Annotated in this window: 19 protein-coding genes; 11 read left to right on the forward strand and 8 right to left on the reverse strand. The window is 62.8% G+C overall.

The annotated features are described in order from the left end of the window. Window positions 1-6 precede the first annotated feature (6 nt). Window positions 7-819, reverse strand: coding sequence for an endonuclease III (gene nth / locus AC1DX4_RS09895; RefSeq protein WP_477220138.1), 813 nt, complete (start codon window positions 817-819; stop codon window positions 7-9). A gap of 22 nt (window positions 820-841) precedes the next feature. Between nth and AC1DX4_RS09900 the strand changes: the two genes are divergently transcribed. From AC1DX4_RS09900 to AC1DX4_RS09940, 9 genes are all read left to right on the forward strand, one after another. Further along, complete coding sequence (locus tag AC1DX4_RS09900) at window positions 842-1,336, forward strand: DUF2244 domain-containing protein (RefSeq protein WP_477220139.1); 495 nt, start codon at window positions 842-844, stop codon at window positions 1,334-1,336. 187 nt (window positions 1,337-1,523) lie between these two features. Beyond that, complete coding sequence (locus AC1DX4_RS09905) at window positions 1,524-2,402, forward strand: methylated-DNA--[protein]-cysteine S-methyltransferase (RefSeq protein ID WP_477220140.1); 879 nt, start codon at window positions 1,524-1,526, stop codon at window positions 2,400-2,402. A gap of 219 nt (window positions 2,403-2,621) precedes the next feature. After that, complete coding sequence (locus tag AC1DX4_RS09910; protein WP_477220141.1) at window positions 2,622-3,092, forward strand: hypothetical protein; 471 nt, start codon at window positions 2,622-2,624, stop codon at window positions 3,090-3,092. Between the two features lie 20 nt (window positions 3,093-3,112). After that, window positions 3,113-3,505, forward strand: coding sequence for a hypothetical protein (locus AC1DX4_RS09915; protein ID WP_477220142.1), 393 nt, complete (start codon window positions 3,113-3,115; stop codon window positions 3,503-3,505). Beyond that, window positions 3,472-3,990, forward strand: coding sequence for a hypothetical protein (locus AC1DX4_RS09920; protein ID WP_477220143.1), 519 nt, complete (start codon window positions 3,472-3,474; stop codon window positions 3,988-3,990). Before AC1DX4_RS09915 ends, AC1DX4_RS09920 begins: the two co-directional genes overlap by 34 nt. Further along, complete coding sequence (locus AC1DX4_RS09925) at window positions 3,965-4,447, forward strand: hypothetical protein (RefSeq protein WP_477220144.1); 483 nt, start codon at window positions 3,965-3,967, stop codon at window positions 4,445-4,447. Before AC1DX4_RS09920 ends, AC1DX4_RS09925 begins: the two co-directional genes overlap by 26 nt. Before the next feature lie 206 nt (window positions 4,448-4,653). After that, window positions 4,654-5,559, forward strand: coding sequence for a ribokinase (locus tag AC1DX4_RS09930; protein WP_477220145.1), 906 nt, complete (start codon window positions 4,654-4,656; stop codon window positions 5,557-5,559). Between the two features lies 1 nt (window position 5,560). Further along, on the forward strand, window positions 5,561-7,012 hold the full coding sequence (locus AC1DX4_RS09935; RefSeq protein ID WP_477220146.1) for an amidase: 1,452 nt from the start codon (window positions 5,561-5,563) through the stop codon (window positions 7,010-7,012). A 102-nt stretch (window positions 7,013-7,114) separates the two neighbouring features. Next, window positions 7,115-7,729 carry a LysE family translocator gene (locus AC1DX4_RS09940; RefSeq protein ID WP_172224173.1) on the forward strand — a complete coding sequence of 205 codons (615 nt, stop codon included), beginning with the start codon at window positions 7,115-7,117 and terminating at the stop codon, window positions 7,727-7,729. 903 nt (window positions 7,730-8,632) lie between these two features. Here AC1DX4_RS09940 and AC1DX4_RS09945 read toward each other — a convergent pair. Continuing rightward, window positions 8,633-9,574: a nucleoside hydrolase gene (locus AC1DX4_RS09945; protein WP_477220147.1), complete on the reverse strand. Its 942-nt coding sequence runs from the start codon at window positions 9,572-9,574 to the stop codon at window positions 8,633-8,635. Between the two features lie 304 nt (window positions 9,575-9,878). Here AC1DX4_RS09945 and AC1DX4_RS09950 point away from each other — a divergent pair, with 304 nt between their 5' ends. Together AC1DX4_RS09950 and AC1DX4_RS09955 are read left to right on the forward strand one after the other, a co-directional pair. Beyond that, the gene (locus AC1DX4_RS09950; protein ID WP_013893014.1) at window positions 9,879-10,304 is read left to right on the forward strand and encodes an Hsp20 family protein; all 426 of its coding nucleotides are present in this window, start codon (window positions 9,879-9,881) and stop codon (window positions 10,302-10,304) included. A 76-nt stretch (window positions 10,305-10,380) separates the two neighbouring features. Further along, window positions 10,381-10,635, forward strand: a complete 255-nt coding sequence (locus AC1DX4_RS09955) for a BQ00720 family protein (RefSeq protein ID WP_013529590.1) — start codon at window positions 10,381-10,383, stop codon at window positions 10,633-10,635. A gap of 70 nt (window positions 10,636-10,705) precedes the next feature. Here the strand turns inward: AC1DX4_RS09955 and ptsN are convergent, their stop codons facing one another. From ptsN to lptC, 6 genes are all read right to left on the reverse strand, one after another. Then, entirely contained in the window at window positions 10,706-11,170 is a 465-nt protein-coding gene (gene ptsN / locus AC1DX4_RS09960; protein WP_027031063.1) for a PTS IIA-like nitrogen regulatory protein PtsN, read from the reverse strand. A 59-nt stretch (window positions 11,171-11,229) separates the two neighbouring features. Then, complete coding sequence (gene hpf, locus AC1DX4_RS09965) at window positions 11,230-11,814, reverse strand: ribosome hibernation-promoting factor, HPF/YfiA family (RefSeq protein WP_137932810.1); 585 nt, start codon at window positions 11,812-11,814, stop codon at window positions 11,230-11,232. A gap of 364 nt (window positions 11,815-12,178) precedes the next feature. Further along, on the reverse strand, window positions 12,179-13,705 hold the full coding sequence (rpoN, locus tag AC1DX4_RS09970; protein ID WP_477220148.1) for an RNA polymerase factor sigma-54: 1,527 nt from the start codon (window positions 13,703-13,705) through the stop codon (window positions 12,179-12,181). Between the two features lie 250 nt (window positions 13,706-13,955). Continuing rightward, entirely contained in the window at window positions 13,956-14,774 is an 819-nt protein-coding gene (gene lptB, locus AC1DX4_RS09975) for an LPS export ABC transporter ATP-binding protein (protein WP_477220149.1), read from the reverse strand. Next, a complete protein-coding gene (locus AC1DX4_RS09980) occupies window positions 14,774-15,376 on the reverse strand; it encodes an LptA/OstA family protein (protein WP_477220150.1) in 603 nt (200 codons plus the stop codon). The genes lptB and AC1DX4_RS09980 overlap by 1 nt, the downstream gene beginning before the upstream one ends. Then, a complete protein-coding gene (gene lptC, locus AC1DX4_RS09985) occupies window positions 15,363-16,076 on the reverse strand; it encodes an LPS export ABC transporter periplasmic protein LptC (protein WP_477220151.1) in 714 nt (237 codons plus the stop codon). The genes AC1DX4_RS09980 and lptC overlap by 14 nt, the downstream gene beginning before the upstream one ends. Window positions 16,077-16,082: the final 6 nt, after the last annotated feature.

Genomic DNA, 16,082 nt, shown 5'->3' on the forward strand with positions numbered 1-16,082 from the left:
GCCCGGTCAGGTCTGGCCCTGAACCTCGTCTGCCGGACCGAGCGCCGCGATCGGCACCAGCGGCGCTGGAACGCTGGTCGTCTTCTCCTCAGCCTTACAGATGTCGGCGATGACACAGGCCGGGCAGTCCGGCTTGCGCGCCTTGCAGACATAGCGGCCATGCAGGATCAGCCAGTGATGCGCATGGCGCATAAACTCGTCCGGGATGATCTTCAGCAGCCCCTGCTCGACCTGTTCGGGCGTCTTGCCAGGCGCCAGGCCAAGCCGGTTGCCGATGCGGAAAATGTGCGTGTCGACCGCCATCGTGTGCTGGCCGAAAGCCATGTTGAGCACGACATTGGCGGTCTTGCGCCCGACCCCCGGCAGTTTGACCAGCTCATCACGGTCATCAGGCACCGCGCCGCCATGGTCGCGGATCAGCGCCTCGGATAGTGCGACGACGTTCTTGGCCTTGTTGCGCCAGAGACCGATGGTCCTGATGTAATCGCCGACCTTGGCCTCACCCAGCGCCAGCATCTTCTGCGGCGTGTCGGCGACCTTGAACAGCGCCCGTGTCGCCTTGTTGACGCCGGCGTCGGTCGCCTGCGCCGAGAGCACCACCGCCACCAGCAGCGTGAAGGCGTTTACATGTTCGAGCTCGCCCTTCGGCTCCGGCCGCTGCACCGAAAAGCGCCGGAAAATCTCGTGCACTTCGGCCGGACTGTAGCGCGAAGTCCGCCGCACCGGCCGCGGACGCGGCTTGGCGTTCGAACCGTCGCGCCGGCCGGCCGGCAACTCTTTTTCGGACATGGAAGAATCTTTGGACTTGGGGCTCGCCATTTCCCTCCTATAATATCCTGTCATGAGCGATACAAACGCCTCGTTTCAGGCTGACGAGCCCTTCTTTCATGCCTTGCTGACCCCACACCGGTCGCTGGGCAGGAAGGGCTTCCTGGTCCTGATGGGCGCGCTGCTGTTCGGCTGGCTGGTGACAGGTGCGTTTTTCCTGTCGCGTGGCGCCTGGCCGGTGTTCGGCTTCTTCGGCCTCGACGTGATCGCCGTCTACATCGCCTTCCGCGCCAACTATCGCGCCGCCCGCGCCCGCGAGGAAGTGTCGGTCTCCCGCACCAGCCTCGATATCCGCAAGACGGCGCCTTCGGGAAAATCAGAAGCGCACCGCTTCAACCCGTTCTGGACGCGGTTTTCAGTCGCCCGTCACGCCGAGATCGGCATCACCAAAATGACTGTGGAAGGACAAGGCCAGAACGTGCCGATCGGCGGCTTTCTCGATCCCGAGTCCCGCGAGAGCTTTGCCACCGCCTTCTCGCGGGCGTTGGCGACCGCCAAGGCGCGCTGAATCTAGAACCGGAAGCGCAAAAGCCTGCCGACCTTGCGCGGCCCCGGTCAGATGCACTTTCTCGCCAGCCATGAGCGACTCCTGGGCTCGCAACCCGAGTCTATCTGGGCATGCGCGGCAAGAAGGCAAGTTTCGGGTGGCGATCGGCGCCCCAAGGGGCGATATTCCTGGCCAAGGAGACAGTTCGATGAGCACACACACAGCAGTCCTCAAAAAGGACATCACGCCGCAAGGCAGCGACTACGAGATCGTGCGCCGCGCCATCGAGAAGATCAGCCTCGACTATCGCGACCAGCCTTCGCTCGAGGAGCTTGCAGAGGAAGTCGGCGAGACGCCGACCGGCCTGCAAAAACTCTTCACCCGCTGGGCCGGCCTGTCGCCAAAAGCCTTCCTGCAGGCGGTGACGCTCGACCATGCGCGCCGGCTGCTCGATTCCGGCATGCCGCTGCTCGAAACCTCGTTCGAACTGGGCATGTCCGGTCCCGGCCGGCTGCATGATCTGTTCGTCACCCATGAGGCGATGTCGCCGGGCGACTACAAAACGCGCGGTGCCGGGCTGACCATCCGCTACGGCTATCACCCCTCGCCTTTCGGCACCGCCCTGATCATGGCCACCGACCGTGGGCTTGCCGGCCTCGCCTTCAGCGATCCCGGCGAGGAACGTGCGTCGTTCGCCGACATGTCCAGCCGCTGGCCGAATGCCATCTATGTGGAGGACATGACGGCCACCGGGCCTTACGCCGCGCGCATCTTCGACCAGACGCTGTGGCGCCCCGACCAGCCGCTGCATGTCGTCATGATCGGCACCGACTTCCAGGTCCGTGTCTGGGAGGCGCTGCTGCAGATCCCGATGGGCAAGGCCCGCACCTATTCCTCGATCGCCGCCAGCATCGGTGCGCCGAGCGCCAGCCGGGCGGTCGGTGCCGCCAATGGCGCCAACCCGCTCTCCTTCGTGGTGCCTTGCCACCGCGCCATCGGCAAGTCCGGCGACCTTACCGGCTACCACTGGGGCCTGACCCGCAAGCGCGCCATACTGGGCTGGGAGGCGGGGCAAGTGTCGTCGTGAATATCGATTTTCCAGTTTCCGCCGAAGAAATTTACATATCTTGACCGGAGGAAAGTATTACTTGGATTATATCTGAAATTCAGGACACAACCGGGGACAACCTTCGGTTATTTATGGAATGTTATTTCAGCGCATTATTTAAGTTTACGCTAAATTAACCACGATAAAGCGATCATGACTCCTATTAAATCGGGCAATCCGACTTAATAGGAGGTCTCGATGAAGTTGTTTCGCACCGCCTTCGGTGCAGCCTTGTTGCTCGCATGCCTGGCCGAGCCGGCACTGGCAACGACGCAAAATGTCATTTTCAATGGCACGGTCGCGCCGACCTGCACGCTCGTCATTGCCACCAATGGCACAATGACGGTCAGTCCCGACCTCCAGTCCCTCAGCTCCCACAACAGCGGCGGCTCGGCCGGAACCGTCACGCTGACGACGACAGGCGGCGTATCGCTGAGCGTCGATCCTGTTACCACCACGACGGTGCCGTCGGCCGACGTGACATCGACCACCTGGACACCAACCTACTCCGCCGCCGGTGCGCACTCCATCGTCGAGACCGGCTCGGCGACCGCCATCAGCACACCCGGCGCCGACCTTGTCTCGGTCCATCTCGCCGGCAGCAAGGGCGGCAGCAACCGCTTCGCCAACGGAAACTATCAGGCAACGGTAACGCTTCGCTGCGAGTAGCGCTCGGGAAGGAGGCATCCTTGACACTTTTTCGAACCTTGGCGACGGCGCTGGCCGTCGGCCTGATCCCTGTTGCCGCGGCGGCCCAGTCGATGTCGCCGATGCGCGGCGAGGTCAACAGTTTCACCGACGTCTTCGCGGTCCGCGTATACCCGGCCAATCCATACGACCAGAAGATCAAGGTCGAAATCCACGTCTACGATCAGGATTTTCAGCCAGTGGACGCCAGGATCTCTCCGAGTGCGTTCCAACTGGGGTCCCAGGCTTCCCGTTCTGTCCTTGTGGTCGTGCCCTTCGGCGGCGCTGCCGAGCGTAAAGTGCGTATCTGTACCGAGAGCATCCCCTTTCCCAATCAACAGACGCAGATAAAGGCACAAATATGCGGAAAGTTTTTTGGGCACCGCAAGTCCTGACAATCGCGCTTGTCGCGATGTCGGCGGGGAGCTCGCCGGTTCTGGCCGAGGATGTCTACAATCTCAATCAGAATGAGAGCGGCTTCAACCTGCCCGGTGTGACCTTGCCCCAGGGCCAGGACGAGGTCCACGCTGCCGACGGCACCACTTGCCGTTCCGCGGTCTCCGGATCGGGTGCCTATCTCGACCTCGGCGTCATCAGAGGCAACAGCCAGTCGAACAACGACGTCGCCACCTACGGCCGCGTGGTGATCCCGATCGGGCGTACACCGAAGCGCGTCGATTGCAGCCGCCTCTACGAGCTCGAGGTCGAGCGCCTGCAGCTGGAGCTGAAACTGCTCAAAATGGGCCTCGGCGGCGACGGCCAGACGGCGAGCGTGGCGGCCAGCGCTCCCGCCACCGCGGCCGCATCACCCGGGTGGGCCAACGAGGGCTGGAGCATCAGGACCGGACATAGCGATGGCAAGAAAAAGAAGAAGAAATAGCCGCGCGCTGCTTGCGATGGCTGCACTTGCAGGCTTCTGCCTTCCGGTGCAAGCGGCGATCATCGGCACCTGCACCATCATGGTCGGGGCGTCGGGAACGATGAAGGCAAATCCCGCCATCAGCATACTGGGCTCCAAGCAGGCCGGCGGATCGAGCGCCAGCGCCACCATCGTGGCGAGCTCCCTGTTGTGCTCGATACTTAACTTGCTGGACTGCTATTCGGTTTCAGCGCCGGCGCCTGCCGCATTCTCGTCGGCGCCGAGCGGCGGCGGCACCAATGTGACGTTCGTCTCGGTCTTCCGCCTCGACGGCTCGGGGGTCGATGTCAACGGAAGCGTGCCGCAAAGGGTCACCAACGGCACCCACCCCATGCAAGTCGATCTCACCGCCACCAAGTCCAGCGGCATCTTTCCCGCCGGCAACTATCAGGTCACCGTCACCGTACGCTGCGAGTGAGGCGACAAATCGCCTTTTGATATCCGCATGGTCTGGCAAGTCACCGCATGACGCGCTAGCTTCCCGCGCAACCGAGGTGACGGTGCATCCATATTGATGCACCGGCGCACCTCGCCATCTCGATCCACATTGTGGATCTCGATCCACATTGTGCTTACCGAAAGTCGATCCTGATTTCCGGCCAGCGCTGGCAGGGAGGCACTTTCTTGATAGTCGTCATCGGCTCGATCAACCTCGACCTTATCGCCAAAGTCGACCGCCTGCCGACCCCCGGCGAAACGGTGAGCGGCTCCGGTTTTGCCACGGCGCCTGGCGGCAAGGGCGCCAACCAGGCGCTGGCCGCCGCGCGTGCCGGCGCCGCGGTGCGCATGGTCGGTGCCGTCGGCAAGGACAGTTTCGCCGCCGAGGCGCTGGCATTGCTGCGTGAGGCCAAGGTCGACCTGTCGGGCGTGGGGGAAACCTTTGCCTCGACCGGCACGGCGCTGATCATGGTCGGCGACGACGGCGAGAACATCATCGCCGTGGTTCCCGGCGCCAATGCTTCCGTGGTGCCCGGAGACCTCTCCAAGGCCTTTCTGAATAAGGGCGATGTCGTGCTTTTGCAGCACGAGATCCCGCTGGCGACCGTAGACGCCGCACTCGACCAAGCGCGGGCGGCCGGCGCCGTCACCGTGCTCAACACCGCGCCTTTCCAGGGCGCTGCGGCGGCTTTCCTCGGCAAGGCCGATTATGCCGTCGCCAACGAGACCGAGTTCGACCTCTATGGCGAGGCGCTGGCGTTGAAAGGCCGCGACCGGGCGGCGCGCATGCGCGACTTCGCAGCGAAAACCGGCCGCACCATCGTCGTCACGCTCGGCGGCGACGGCGTCATGGCAGCGACGCCGAGCGATTTCCTGACCATTGCGGCCATGAAGATCACGCCTGTCGACACGGTCGGCGCCGGCGACACGTTCTGCGGCTACTTCGCTGCCGGCCTGTCGTCAGGCCTCCCGCTCGACAAGGCGCTGGCGCGCGCCGGTGCGGCCGGCTCGCTGGCATGCCTCAAGCCTGGCGCCCAGCCGGCGATCCCGCTGGCCAAGGATGTCGATCAAGCCTTGCAGGAAGCCAGCTGAAATGATGCGCCCGCAGACGAAACATGCCGTGCCGCCGGCCGGCGATATTTGCCGCCTGTCCGCCATCGAGCTTGCCGACGCGATCCGCCGCAAGAAACTGTCGGTGCGCGAGGTGGTGACGGCCTTCCTCGACCGCATCGAAACGGTCAATCCGCTGGTCAACGCCATCGTCTCGTTGCGCGATCGTGCCGACATCCTGCGCGAGGCCGATGCGGCCGATATCAGGCGGCAGGCTGGTATCGAAACCGGCTCGCTCTTCGGCTTGCCGATCGCCATCAAGGACCTTGCCTCGACAACCGGGCTCCGAACCTCCTTCGGCTCGCCGATCTTTGCCGATTTCGTGCCGCAGGAAGACGATTTCTTCGTCGAGCGCATCCGCGCCGCCGGCGCCATCATCATCGGCAAGACCAATGTTCCCGAATTCGGGCTCGGCTCCAACACCTACAACACCGTGTTCGGGCCGACGCTGAACGCTTTCGATCCGGCGCTGACTGCCGGCGGTTCGAGCGGCGGTGCGGCGGTGGCGCTGGCGCTCGACATGGTGCCCGTCGCCGACGGCAGCGACTTCGGCGGTTCGCTGCGCAATCCCGCCGCCTGGAACAATGTCTACGGCTTCCGCCCGTCGCAGGGGCTTGTACCCGGCGGCCCGGACTTCGAAGTCTTTCATGCGCAGATGGGCGTCGAGGGGCCGATGGGTCGCAACGTCGCCGACATGGCGCTGCTGCTCGACGTGCAGGCGGGCTACCACCCGCAGGCGCCCCTGTCCTATGAGAAGCCGGGCTCGTTCCTCGAGGGGCTGGCAATGCCGTCGACCGGCGGCCACGTCGCCTGGCTCGGCGACCTCGGCGGCCATTTGCCGCTCGAAGCCGGCATCCTCGATCTGTGCGAGGTCGCGCTGAGCCGATTTGCCGATGCATCCTTCCCAGCCGAACCCTTGCTGCCGGATTTCGATTTCGAAGCGCTGTGGCAGGCCTTCGTGACGCTGCGCCAGGCCAGCAGCGGCTGCGCCCTCAAGGTCCACTACGATGACCCTTCCAGGCGCGGCCTGCTGAAGCCGGAAGCCATCTGGGAAGTGGAGAACGCCATGCGGCTGACGGCGCCGCAGATCCGCGCGGCCTCGGTCATCCGCACCTCCTGGCATCGCACGCTGCTGTCGATCTTCGACCGCTTCGACCTCATTGCCCTGCCGACCGCGCAGGTCTTCCCCTTCGAAATCGGCACGCACTGGCCAAGCGAGGTCGCCGGACGACCGATGGACAGCTATCACCGCTGGATGCAGGTCTCAGCCTTTGCCACGCTGGGCGGCTGCCCGGCGGTCAATGTGCCGGTCGGCTTCGACGACAAGGGGCGGCCGATGGGCATGCAGCTGATCGGCCGGCCGCGCGGCGACCTCGCCGTGCTGAAGGCGGCTGCCGCCTATGAGGCGACACTGCCCTGGCAGGCCGGCGCTTGAGGCGCGTGTAACGGCCATACGCTTCGCGTATGGCTTGCGCGGAGCCTGTCGCCATGCATTGATTGTCGGCTGCTGGATCGACAGCATTCCAAGGGAAAAACCATGTCGCTCGAACTCTACGCCGCTTACGTCCTCGCCTGCATCGTCATCATCCTGGTGCCCGGTCCAACCGTCACGCTGATCATCGCCAACAGCATTCGCCACGGCGCCCGCGCCGGCCTCGCCAATGTCGCCGGCACACAGGCAGGCCTTGCCATCATGATCGCCATCGTCGGCATCGGCCTCAACACGCTGATCGCGGGCATGGGCCATTGGTTCGAATGGGTGCGGCTGATCGGCGCCGCCTACCTGATCTGGATGGGCGTACAGATGTTCCGCTCCAAGGGCACGCTGAACGCCGACGGCACCGCGAGGAAGCCGCGTGGCGGCTTCTTCTTGCAGGGCCTGCTGGTGGCGCTGAGCAATCCCAAGACGCTGGTGTTCTTCGGGGCCTTCTTTCCGCAGTTCATCGCGCCGCAGGGCAATTACACGCTGCAGATCGTCGTCATGGGCCTGACCGCCATGATCTTCGCCGCCATGTCGGATTCGACCTACGCTCTGGCCGCCAGCCGCGCCGGGCGCCTGCTGTCGGCCAGCCGCATCAAGCTCATGTCCAGAATCAGCGGCAGCTTCCTGGTTGGCGGCGGCCTGTGGCTGGCGTTTTCAAGATCGAAGTAAAGGCGGCCGCGAGGCCGGCGCCGCAAAGAGTTGCTGCGCCCTGGAATGGTAGCCGATTGAAAGTGTGTTCTCCCACCACCACATGAATCTGTGTTGAGGGATTCATGTTTGCTTTTTGGACTAGGGATGGTTTGAAAAGGAACGCGCCTGGCGTGGTCCTATTTTCTGGTCTTTTTGCGATAATGGCTGCCTTGGCGCTGAACGAGTCTACGAATGACGCAAGCCCAACCCGGTCGGTTGTTGCGCTCGATGGGACGATCAAGAGCGTATACTGGGTTAGGAATAACGTGCCCACCTACGCGCTGTCCCTCAATGATAACTCGTTCGTATTTGTTGACGACAAAGAACTGCATCCCATCGGCTCACAAGTCAGGATTGAGCGCGTTACCCGAAGCAATGGCTCCATAGCTTACCGGTTTGCCAATTGAAGCATTGCTCCGTGAGCAGCTTGGAATGCTCACAGCCAACGAAAAGTGGATGCCAATTCAAGGTTTATCGTTGTCGCCTTGGTCGTGAGGGAAAATCTCAGGGGCATATTTCTCTCGGCTCTCGTCCTGAGCCTGTGTTTTCTTGCAGTCACCGCGCTGATGGCAAGGCAGGCCGGCCCGATTGTCAGCCGGGATCGCATAACGGGCACAGTTGCCACCGTCCTCGACGCCTCTCCGTCTCCGGATACCAAACTCACCGGCGGATCCCGTTACCTCTACGGTGTCCGCCTCAGGGAAAACAGCCCGTTGATCTTCGCCTGATGACGCCCCGCGGACTGCCGGATCGGACGTTTCGATTGAGCGGCAGCACCGTGAGAACGGCAGCGATACGTTTCGTCTCCTTCGCGATTGAGCAACCCGATGCGTGGCGTCCAGAGCACACATCGGCTCTGGTGACACGTATGAGAAACAGGAACTAAAGCCGCGCCAGCCTCTCCACCAGCAGCGCGAAGAAGCCGTCATGGTCGATGTCGCGCATCACCATGGCGTTCTTCGGACGTTTGGTCACGCCCCACCAATCGATCACGGTCATGCCCATGGTCAGTTCCGAGGCGGTTTCCACGCTGACATTGCAGTTGCGGCCCTTGAACAGCTCCGGCTTCAAGAGATAGGCGATGACGCAGGGGTCGTGCAGCGGCCCGCCATCGGTGCCGTATTTGCCCTCGTCGTAACGCTCGAAGAACTCCAGCATGTCGGCGGTCGCGATGCCGACCTTGGTGCCGAGCGCACGAAAAGCCTGCGTGCGCTTGGTCGTGGTCAGCGCCTTGTGGGTGACGTCGAGCGGCATCATCACGATCGGAATGCCGGCCTTGAACACCAGATCGGCAGCCTGCGGATCGACATAGATGTTGAATTCGGCCGCCGGCGTGACGTTGCCGCCCTCGAAGAAGCCGCCGCCCATCAGCACGATTTCCTTGATGCGCGGCGCGATCCGTGGTTCGCGGATCAGCGCCAGCGCGATGTTGGTCAGAGGCCCGAGCGGGCAGAGCGTGATGGTGCCGCTCTCTTCCTTCATGAGCGTCTCGACGATGAAGTCGACGGCATACTGCTCCTGCAGCTTCATCGTCGGTTCGGGCAGCTGCGGCCCATTGAGGCCGGTCTTGCCATGCACTTCCTCGGCGGTGACCAGTGTGCGTGCCAAGGGGCGGATGGCACCGGCATAGACCTTGATTTCCGGCCGGCCGGCCAGTTCGCAGATCTTGCGAGCATTCTTTTCGGTTAATTTCAGCGGCACGTTGCCGGCAACGGCGGTGATGCCGACGATCTCCAGCTCGCTGCTGCCGAGCGCCAGCAGAATGGCGACGGCATCGTCCTGGCCGGGATCGGTGTCGATGATGATCTTGCGTGGTTGGGGCATTTCAATTCCTTGTTTGGCTGGCCGTGAGCTCACCGGATCGAGAGCGCGCCTGAAGGACGCCGAACCGGCTGCAAGCTGCCGAACCGCTCGACCGGGAAACGGTCCCGACCCCAGCGCTTCTCTTTGCATCCGCGCGTCGTTTCAAGCGCCATGTCGATTATTCCTGTGAGTCCAAGGCCTGGTCTTTTTGGGCGGGTCTTCTGGTGGCTTGAACTTGGTCGCGGGGCGGACCATATCAAGAGCATCGGGAAAAATGCCATCTGGGTTTTTCCACTTTATGTCGCTCTTGAGAGGACAGTGTAACATGAGCCGAATGACGCCTTTCTCCAGCCCGCTTCTCCTTGGTTTCGACGCCATGGAAAAGACCCTGGAGCGCCTGGCGAAATCCGGTGACAGCTACCCTCCCTACAACATCGAACGGCTCAGCGGTGCTGACGGCAAGGCCGAAAGGCTGCGCATTACGCTCGCCGTCGCCGGTTTCGCCGAAAGCGACCTCGATGTGACAACGGAGGAGAACCAGCTGGTCGTGCGCGGCCGTCAGACCGACGATACCGAGCGCGAATTTCTTCATCGCGGCATCGCCGCGCGCCAGTTCCAGCGCTGCTTCGTGCTGGCCGACGGCATGCGGGTGATCGCGGCGGAGTTGAAAAACGGCCTTTTGTCGATCGACCTCGATCGGCCGGAGTCCGAACGGCTGGTACGGAAAATAAACATATCGGTGAAAGACTGATCTTTACCGATGGCTCTCATGCGGGATGGCCTATCCCCCTGAAAAGGGCGGCGTCCTCGCGCCAAGGAGGCTTGAAATGACCAGAACTGAAACGATCACCATGACCAATGGCGAATTCGCCCATCTCGGCGAGGGCTCGGTCGCTTATCTCAGAAAGGTCTCGAGCGACGAATTGCTCGGCCGTTTCCCCAATCTCGGTGAGATCGCGCCCGGCATGGAGTTGTGGGCGCTGTTTGCCGCCAATGGCCAGCCGATCCTGCTGTCCGATGCGCGTGACCGCGCTCTGGCCGGCGCCATGGAAAACGACCTGACCACGGTCGCTATTCACTAAGCGATCGATTGGCTGAAACGAAAAGGGCCGCTCACGGCGGCCCTTGGCGATCTCATTCCAAAATATGGCTTCAGGCCGCGTGCGAGGCCTGCGTGTCCGACAACAGCGCGTGGATCGCCGTAGCGTCGCGCGTTCCCCTGACCTTGGCCACCGTGTCGGCGTCGCGCAGCACGCGCGCGATGCGCGACAGCGCCTTGAGATGATCGGCGCCCGCCCCTTCCGGCGCCAACAGCAGAAACACCAGATCGACAGGCTGGTCATCCAGCGATTCGAAATCGACCGGCGTTTCCAGCCGGGCGAAAACACCGGCGATGCGCTTCACGCCGGCGAGCTTGCCATGCGGAATGGCGATGCCGTTGCCGACGCCGGTCGAGCCCAGCCGCTCACGCTGCAGGATGGTGTCGAACACTTCCCTCTCCGGAATGCCCGAAATCGCCGCTGCCCGTTCGGACAGCAATTGCAGAAGCTGCTTCTTGGAGTTCGCCTTCAACGCCGGCAAAATCGCCGGAACGCTGATAAGATCGCTCAGATCCATGCTTGAAAATCCCTTGTTCGCCTGCCGTCGCCAGTCCCCACCCCTCGTGCGGCTGGCTTTTATCCCTGCGCGACCTTGGTCGTGGACGGGTCGATCCAGCCAATGTTTCCGTCGGGCCGGCGATAGACGATATTGAGATGGTCGGTTCCGGCGTTGCGGAAAACGAACACCGGACTGTCCTTGGTATCGAGTTCGATGACCGCCGATGCCACCGACATGGTCTTCAGCGTCATGGTCGATTCGGCGACGATGGCCGGCGCGAAATCCTCCGGGATCTCCTCGTCATCATCGGCAAGCGGCGCCATCACCGTATAGGCGATGTCGGTCAACTCACCATTGCCATTGCCCGAATTGTGGGATTTGAGACGGCGCTTGTAGCGCCGAAGCCGGGTCTCCAGCCGATCGGCCGCGGCCTCGAAGGCAAGCGTCGGATCCTGGGCATCGCCGGTGGCCTGCAGCGAGGCGCCGGAATCCAGTCGGATCATGCAATCCGCCTGATAGCGCGAACCCGATTTGATGACGGTGACGTGTCCCGCAAAGCCGCGATCGAAATATTTGCCGATCGCTTCGCCGACACGATCGTTGATGCGTGTGCGGAACGCATCGCCGATATCCATGTGTTTTCCCGATATGCGCAGATTCATCTGAAAACTGACCTTCCTTGCTCAGGCTTCAAATTGGCCTGAGTTTATACTCGTGATCCGTGCGCACAAGCTTTGCGGCGTCACTCGCGCCGATTTAAATCCGAACTTTCCGGTTGATCACAAGCCGCCCTTTTGACCGTCCCGAGGCCATTGTCGTGACGGACCATCCGCTAGCGGGCATCGGGCCCGTCTCATGCGGGCGGGCTTCTAGCCACTTCCCCACGGCTTGTCAATGAAGCTCGAAAGCTGTGGAAAATCGCAAGCTCGTGGAGCAGTTCATCGTTTCACGGAAAACGCCGAACCGCTCCATCTCTTTGTCTTGACGCAATTCCGCACGGAAAACCACACTTTTCCTGGAATTGCTCTAGCGGCCGGCGCTGGCCAGCGCCCGCTTCTCGCGCCGGCGCTGGACGGAAGACGGAATATTCATGCCCTCCCGGTACTTGGCAACCGTGCGCCGCGCAATATCGACGCCGCTCTCCTTGAGCATGTCGACGATCGCGTCGTCGGACAGCACGTCGACGGGTTTCTCCTCGTCGATCAGCTGCTTGATGCGATCCCGCACAGCTTCCGAGGAATGCGCGTCGCCACCGCCCGACGCGGCGATCGAAGCGGTGAAGAAATAGCGCAGTTCGAACACGCCGCGCGGGGTCAGCATGTATTTGTTGGCGGTGACGCGGCTGACGGTCGATTCGTGCATGCCGATGGCGTCGGCCACCGTGCGCAAATTCAGCGGCTTCAGCTGGCGCACGCCATGGACCAGGAACGCATCCTGCTGCCGCACGATTTCCGAGGCCACTTTGAGGATGGTCTTTGCCCGCTGGTCGAGGCTGCGCGTCAGCCAGTTGGCGTTTTGCAGGCACTCGGCCAGGAAATCCTTTTCCGCCTGGTTCTTCGCGTGCGGCGAGACCTGGGCGAAATAGATATGGTCGACCAGCACACGCGGCAGCGTTTCGGCGTTGAGTTCGACGGTCCAGCTGCCGTCATTGGCCGCACGCACCTCGACATCGGCAACGATGGCGTCGCTGGCGCCGCCCGAAAACGCCATGCCCGGGCGCGGATCGAGGGCCCGGATCTCGGCCAGCATGTCGAGCAAATCCTCCTCGTCGACGCCGCAGATCCGCTTCAGCGCCTGGAAATCGCGCCGCGCCAGGAGCTCGAGATTGGCGACCAGGGCCTTCATCGCCGGGTCGAGGCGGTCGCGCACGGCAAGCTGCAGCGAAAGACATTCGGCAAGATCGCGGGCGAACAGCCCGGCCGGCTCGAAAGCCTGGCACACCGCCAGCACCTTGGCCACCGTGGCAGCGTCGGCGCCAAGACGCGCGGCGACCTCGGCCAGGTCCGCGCGTAGATAACCAGTCTCGTCGAGCCCGTCGGCGAGGTCGGCCGCGATCAGCCGCGCCACGGGATCGGCGAAGGCGAGTGCGACCTGCTCGCCGACATGGTCGCGCAAGGTGATGGCGCCCGCCGCCATGTCGCCGGCATCAAGCCCCTCGGACGAGGAGCCACCGCCATTGCCCGAAGCCGATTTCCATTGCGCCGTCAGGTCGGGTCCGAGCCGCTCGCTGGTGCCGGGATCGTCGGGAAACAGGTTTTCCAGCGACGTATCGAGTTTTTCCGAGATCGCCTCGGCGCTCCATCCCGCCTCGTTCTCGAACCAGTCGCCGTCGGCGGCCGCTTGCGGCTCGGCCTCGGTCTTCTGCGCCTGGTCGCTCGCGGCATCGTCCTGCGGCTCGGCGCGCTCCAGAAGCGGGTTGCGCTCGATCTCCTCGTCGATGAAGTGCTCGAGTTCGAGATGGGTGAACTGCAGCAGCCGAATCGACTGCATCAGCTGCGGCGTCATCACCAGCGACTGCGACTGTCGGAGCTGTAGTTTCGCCGCCAACGCCATGGTTCGGTTTCAAACGCCTTCTATACGCAGACTTACCGGAAATGAATTTCGCGGCCGACCATAGAAACTGGCCCGGCTTTTGCTTGTCAAGGCAAAGCCTAGCAAAAGCCGCTTACCGGAGCGTTATCCCGGAGCAAAATCGCGGAAAAACATCCCGTTCCGCGCAAAAAATCGTGTCAGGAAACAATTTTCACGCCCAAGGCAATTCCAGGACAAGCGCGTTGCGGTCCGGAATTGCGCGGAAAAAGAGTCAGAGCGTAAAACCCTCGCCGAGATAGAGCCGCCGTACGTCCGGGTTCGCCACCACTTCGTCGGCGCGGCCATGGGTCAGCACCTGGCCGGCATGGATGATGTAGGCGCGGTCGATCAGCCCGAGCGTCTCGCGCACATTGTGGTCGGTGATGAGGACGCCGATGCCGCGCGCCGTCAGGTGGCGCACCAGTTGCTGGATATCGGCGACAGCGATCGGATCGATGCCGGCAAACGGCTCGTCGAGCAGCATGTAGGCCGGGCGAGTCGCCAGCGCGCGCGCAATTTCCAGGCGCCGCCGCTCGCCGCCGGAGAGCGACATGGATGGCGCCTTGCGCAGATGGCTGATGTGGAATTCCTCGAGCAGTTCGTCGAGATTACGCTCGCGCACCTTGCGGTCCTTTTCGACCACTTCGAGCACGGCGCGGATATTCTGCTCGACGTTGAGGCCGCGGAAGATCGACGCCTCCTGCGGCAGATAGCCGATGCCGAGGCGCGCACGGCGGTACATCGGCATCGAGGTGACGTCGAAGCCGTCGATCTCGATCGTGCCTTCATCCACCGGCACCAGGCCAGTGACCATGTAGAAACACGTCGTCTTGCCCGCGCCGTTGGGTCCGAGCAGCCCGACGGCCTCGCCGGCACGCACGCCAATGGTTACGCCGCTGACCACCTTGCGCCCCTTGTAGCTCTTGGTCAGGCCCTTGGCGATCAAGGTTCCCTTGAACTTCGCCTTATCGACGGTGATCGTGGCCGGAGCCGAAATCTTGCTTGCGGCTCGTCCCGGAAGACGCGCCGTCAGCGATGACAGGCTGGCCATTAGGGGTTCGTCGCTCCCGATTTCGGCGCATCCGATTTCGGCGGGGGCGTCATCGACATGATGACGCGTCCGCCGCAACCATCGACGTTTGCGAGGCCGGTCTTCATCTGCACGGTCAACTTGCAGCCCTTGAGCACATTAGGACCTTGCGACATCACCACTTCCTTGCCGGACAGGACCAGCACCTGGGTCTTCATGTCGAAAGTGCCGCTGTCGCCGGTTGCAACCTGGTCGTTCGACTTGATGTAGACCTTGCCGCTGACTTCGAGGTGGTCGATGTTGGCGGAGCCGGTCATCGCGGCGCCCGCCGCTTCGGTGCCCTTGGCCGCCGCGTTGGGATCCTTGACGTAATAGACCATCATCTTGCCGGCCTTGAGCAGGGTTGGCCCCTGGACGACGGTGACGTTGCCGGTGAACACGGCGAGACTCTCAGCCTGCCGGACCTCCAGCTTGTCGCTTTCGATCTGTATCGGCTGGTCGCCGGACAGTTTGAGTCCGGACATCTGGCCACTGGCACTGGACTGTGCCAGCGAGGGCGCCATCCCCAGCAGGATCAGCGCCGAGGTTGCGGCCACAAGCCGTGTCGAACTATTGAGCCACATTCGCTTCTTCGCCCTTTGCCTGAGCCGCCTTCAGAGCGGCGGGATCGATGTTGACGCGCACCCGTTTCTCGAACACCAGGACCTTGCCATTGTCCTGGACCGACATGGAATCCGCTGTGATCTGCGACCCGCCACGGCTGACATCGACGGGATCATCCGTCTTCATAGTGCCTTTGCCCATGTCGAGGAAGACCGATTTGAACTTGGCTTGCATGCCGTCGGTCGTGGTTATCGTGACGTCACTGGTCATTTTCATCGTGTTGCCGTCGCGATCGTAGGTCCCGCGCGAGGCTTTGATCGCAGCGACATTGTCCGGCCCGACCGGCACCTTGGCGTCTATGCCTTCGAGTTCGATTATGCCTTGCGTGTTGACATCCTGTATCGCCCGCAGGGCTGTCATCGAATAGGGCTGCTTCTGCTTGGTAAAACCGTTGAGCTTGGGATTGGCCATCACCAGCTTGCCGTTGGAAAAAGCGGTGCCTTCCGCCTGCACCGCGACGGAGACGGGTGCGGCGAGATAGGAGTAGACCGGGAAGGCGACGGCGATCAGCGCCGCAGCCAAGGGCACGGCGAATTTGAGCACGCGCACGCGGCGCGAATGACGCTGGGCGCGGTCGAACGCATCGCCCCGCGTCCAGCCATCCGCCGGGGGACCCAACTCCATCTCGGGGCTGGTCGGTTCATTCGATCGCGCTAACATGACTGC

It is taken from the genome of Mesorhizobium sp. P3_A8 (genome assembly GCF_056402995.1).

Excerpts from the sequence above, each read along its gene's own strand:
- lptC (WP_477220151.1), bottom strand. The coding sequence starts at position 16,076 with ATGTTAGCGCGATCGAATGAACCGACCAGCCCCGAGATGGAGTTGGGT.
- AC1DX4_RS09955 (WP_013529590.1), top strand. The coding sequence starts at position 10,381 with ATGACCAGAACTGAAACGATCACCATGACCAATGGCGAATTCGCCCAT.
- lptB (WP_477220149.1), bottom strand. The coding sequence starts at position 14,774 with ATGGCCAGCCTGTCATCGCTGACGGCGCGTCTTCCGGGACGAGCCGCA.
- AC1DX4_RS09945 (WP_477220147.1), bottom strand. The coding sequence starts at position 9,574 with ATGCCCCAACCACGCAAGATCATCATCGACACCGATCCCGGCCAGGAC.
- ptsN (WP_027031063.1), bottom strand. The coding sequence starts at position 11,170 with ATGGATCTGAGCGATCTTATCAGCGTTCCGGCGATTTTGCCGGCGTTG.
- AC1DX4_RS09905 (WP_477220140.1), top strand. The coding sequence starts at position 1,524 with ATGAGCACACACACAGCAGTCCTCAAAAAGGACATCACGCCGCAAGGC.
- AC1DX4_RS09950 (WP_013893014.1), top strand. The coding sequence starts at position 9,879 with ATGAGCCGAATGACGCCTTTCTCCAGCCCGCTTCTCCTTGGTTTCGAC.
- AC1DX4_RS09940 (WP_172224173.1), top strand. The coding sequence starts at position 7,115 with ATGTCGCTCGAACTCTACGCCGCTTACGTCCTCGCCTGCATCGTCATC.
- AC1DX4_RS09900 (WP_477220139.1), top strand. The coding sequence starts at position 842 with ATGAGCGATACAAACGCCTCGTTTCAGGCTGACGAGCCCTTCTTTCAT.
- hpf (WP_137932810.1), bottom strand. The coding sequence starts at position 11,814 with ATGAATCTGCGCATATCGGGAAAACACATGGATATCGGCGATGCGTTC.
- nth (WP_477220138.1), bottom strand. The coding sequence starts at position 819 with ATGGCGAGCCCCAAGTCCAAAGATTCTTCCATGTCCGAAAAAGAGTTG.
- AC1DX4_RS09920 (WP_477220143.1), top strand. The coding sequence starts at position 3,472 with ATGCGGAAAGTTTTTTGGGCACCGCAAGTCCTGACAATCGCGCTTGTC.
- rpoN (WP_477220148.1), bottom strand. The coding sequence starts at position 13,705 with ATGGCGTTGGCGGCGAAACTACAGCTCCGACAGTCGCAGTCGCTGGTG.
- AC1DX4_RS09935 (WP_477220146.1), top strand. The coding sequence starts at position 5,561 with ATGATGCGCCCGCAGACGAAACATGCCGTGCCGCCGGCCGGCGATATT.
- AC1DX4_RS09980 (WP_477220150.1), bottom strand. The coding sequence starts at position 15,376 with ATGTGGCTCAATAGTTCGACACGGCTTGTGGCCGCAACCTCGGCGCTG.
- AC1DX4_RS09910 (WP_477220141.1), top strand. The coding sequence starts at position 2,622 with ATGAAGTTGTTTCGCACCGCCTTCGGTGCAGCCTTGTTGCTCGCATGC.
- AC1DX4_RS09925 (WP_477220144.1), top strand. The coding sequence starts at position 3,965 with ATGGCAAGAAAAAGAAGAAGAAATAGCCGCGCGCTGCTTGCGATGGCT.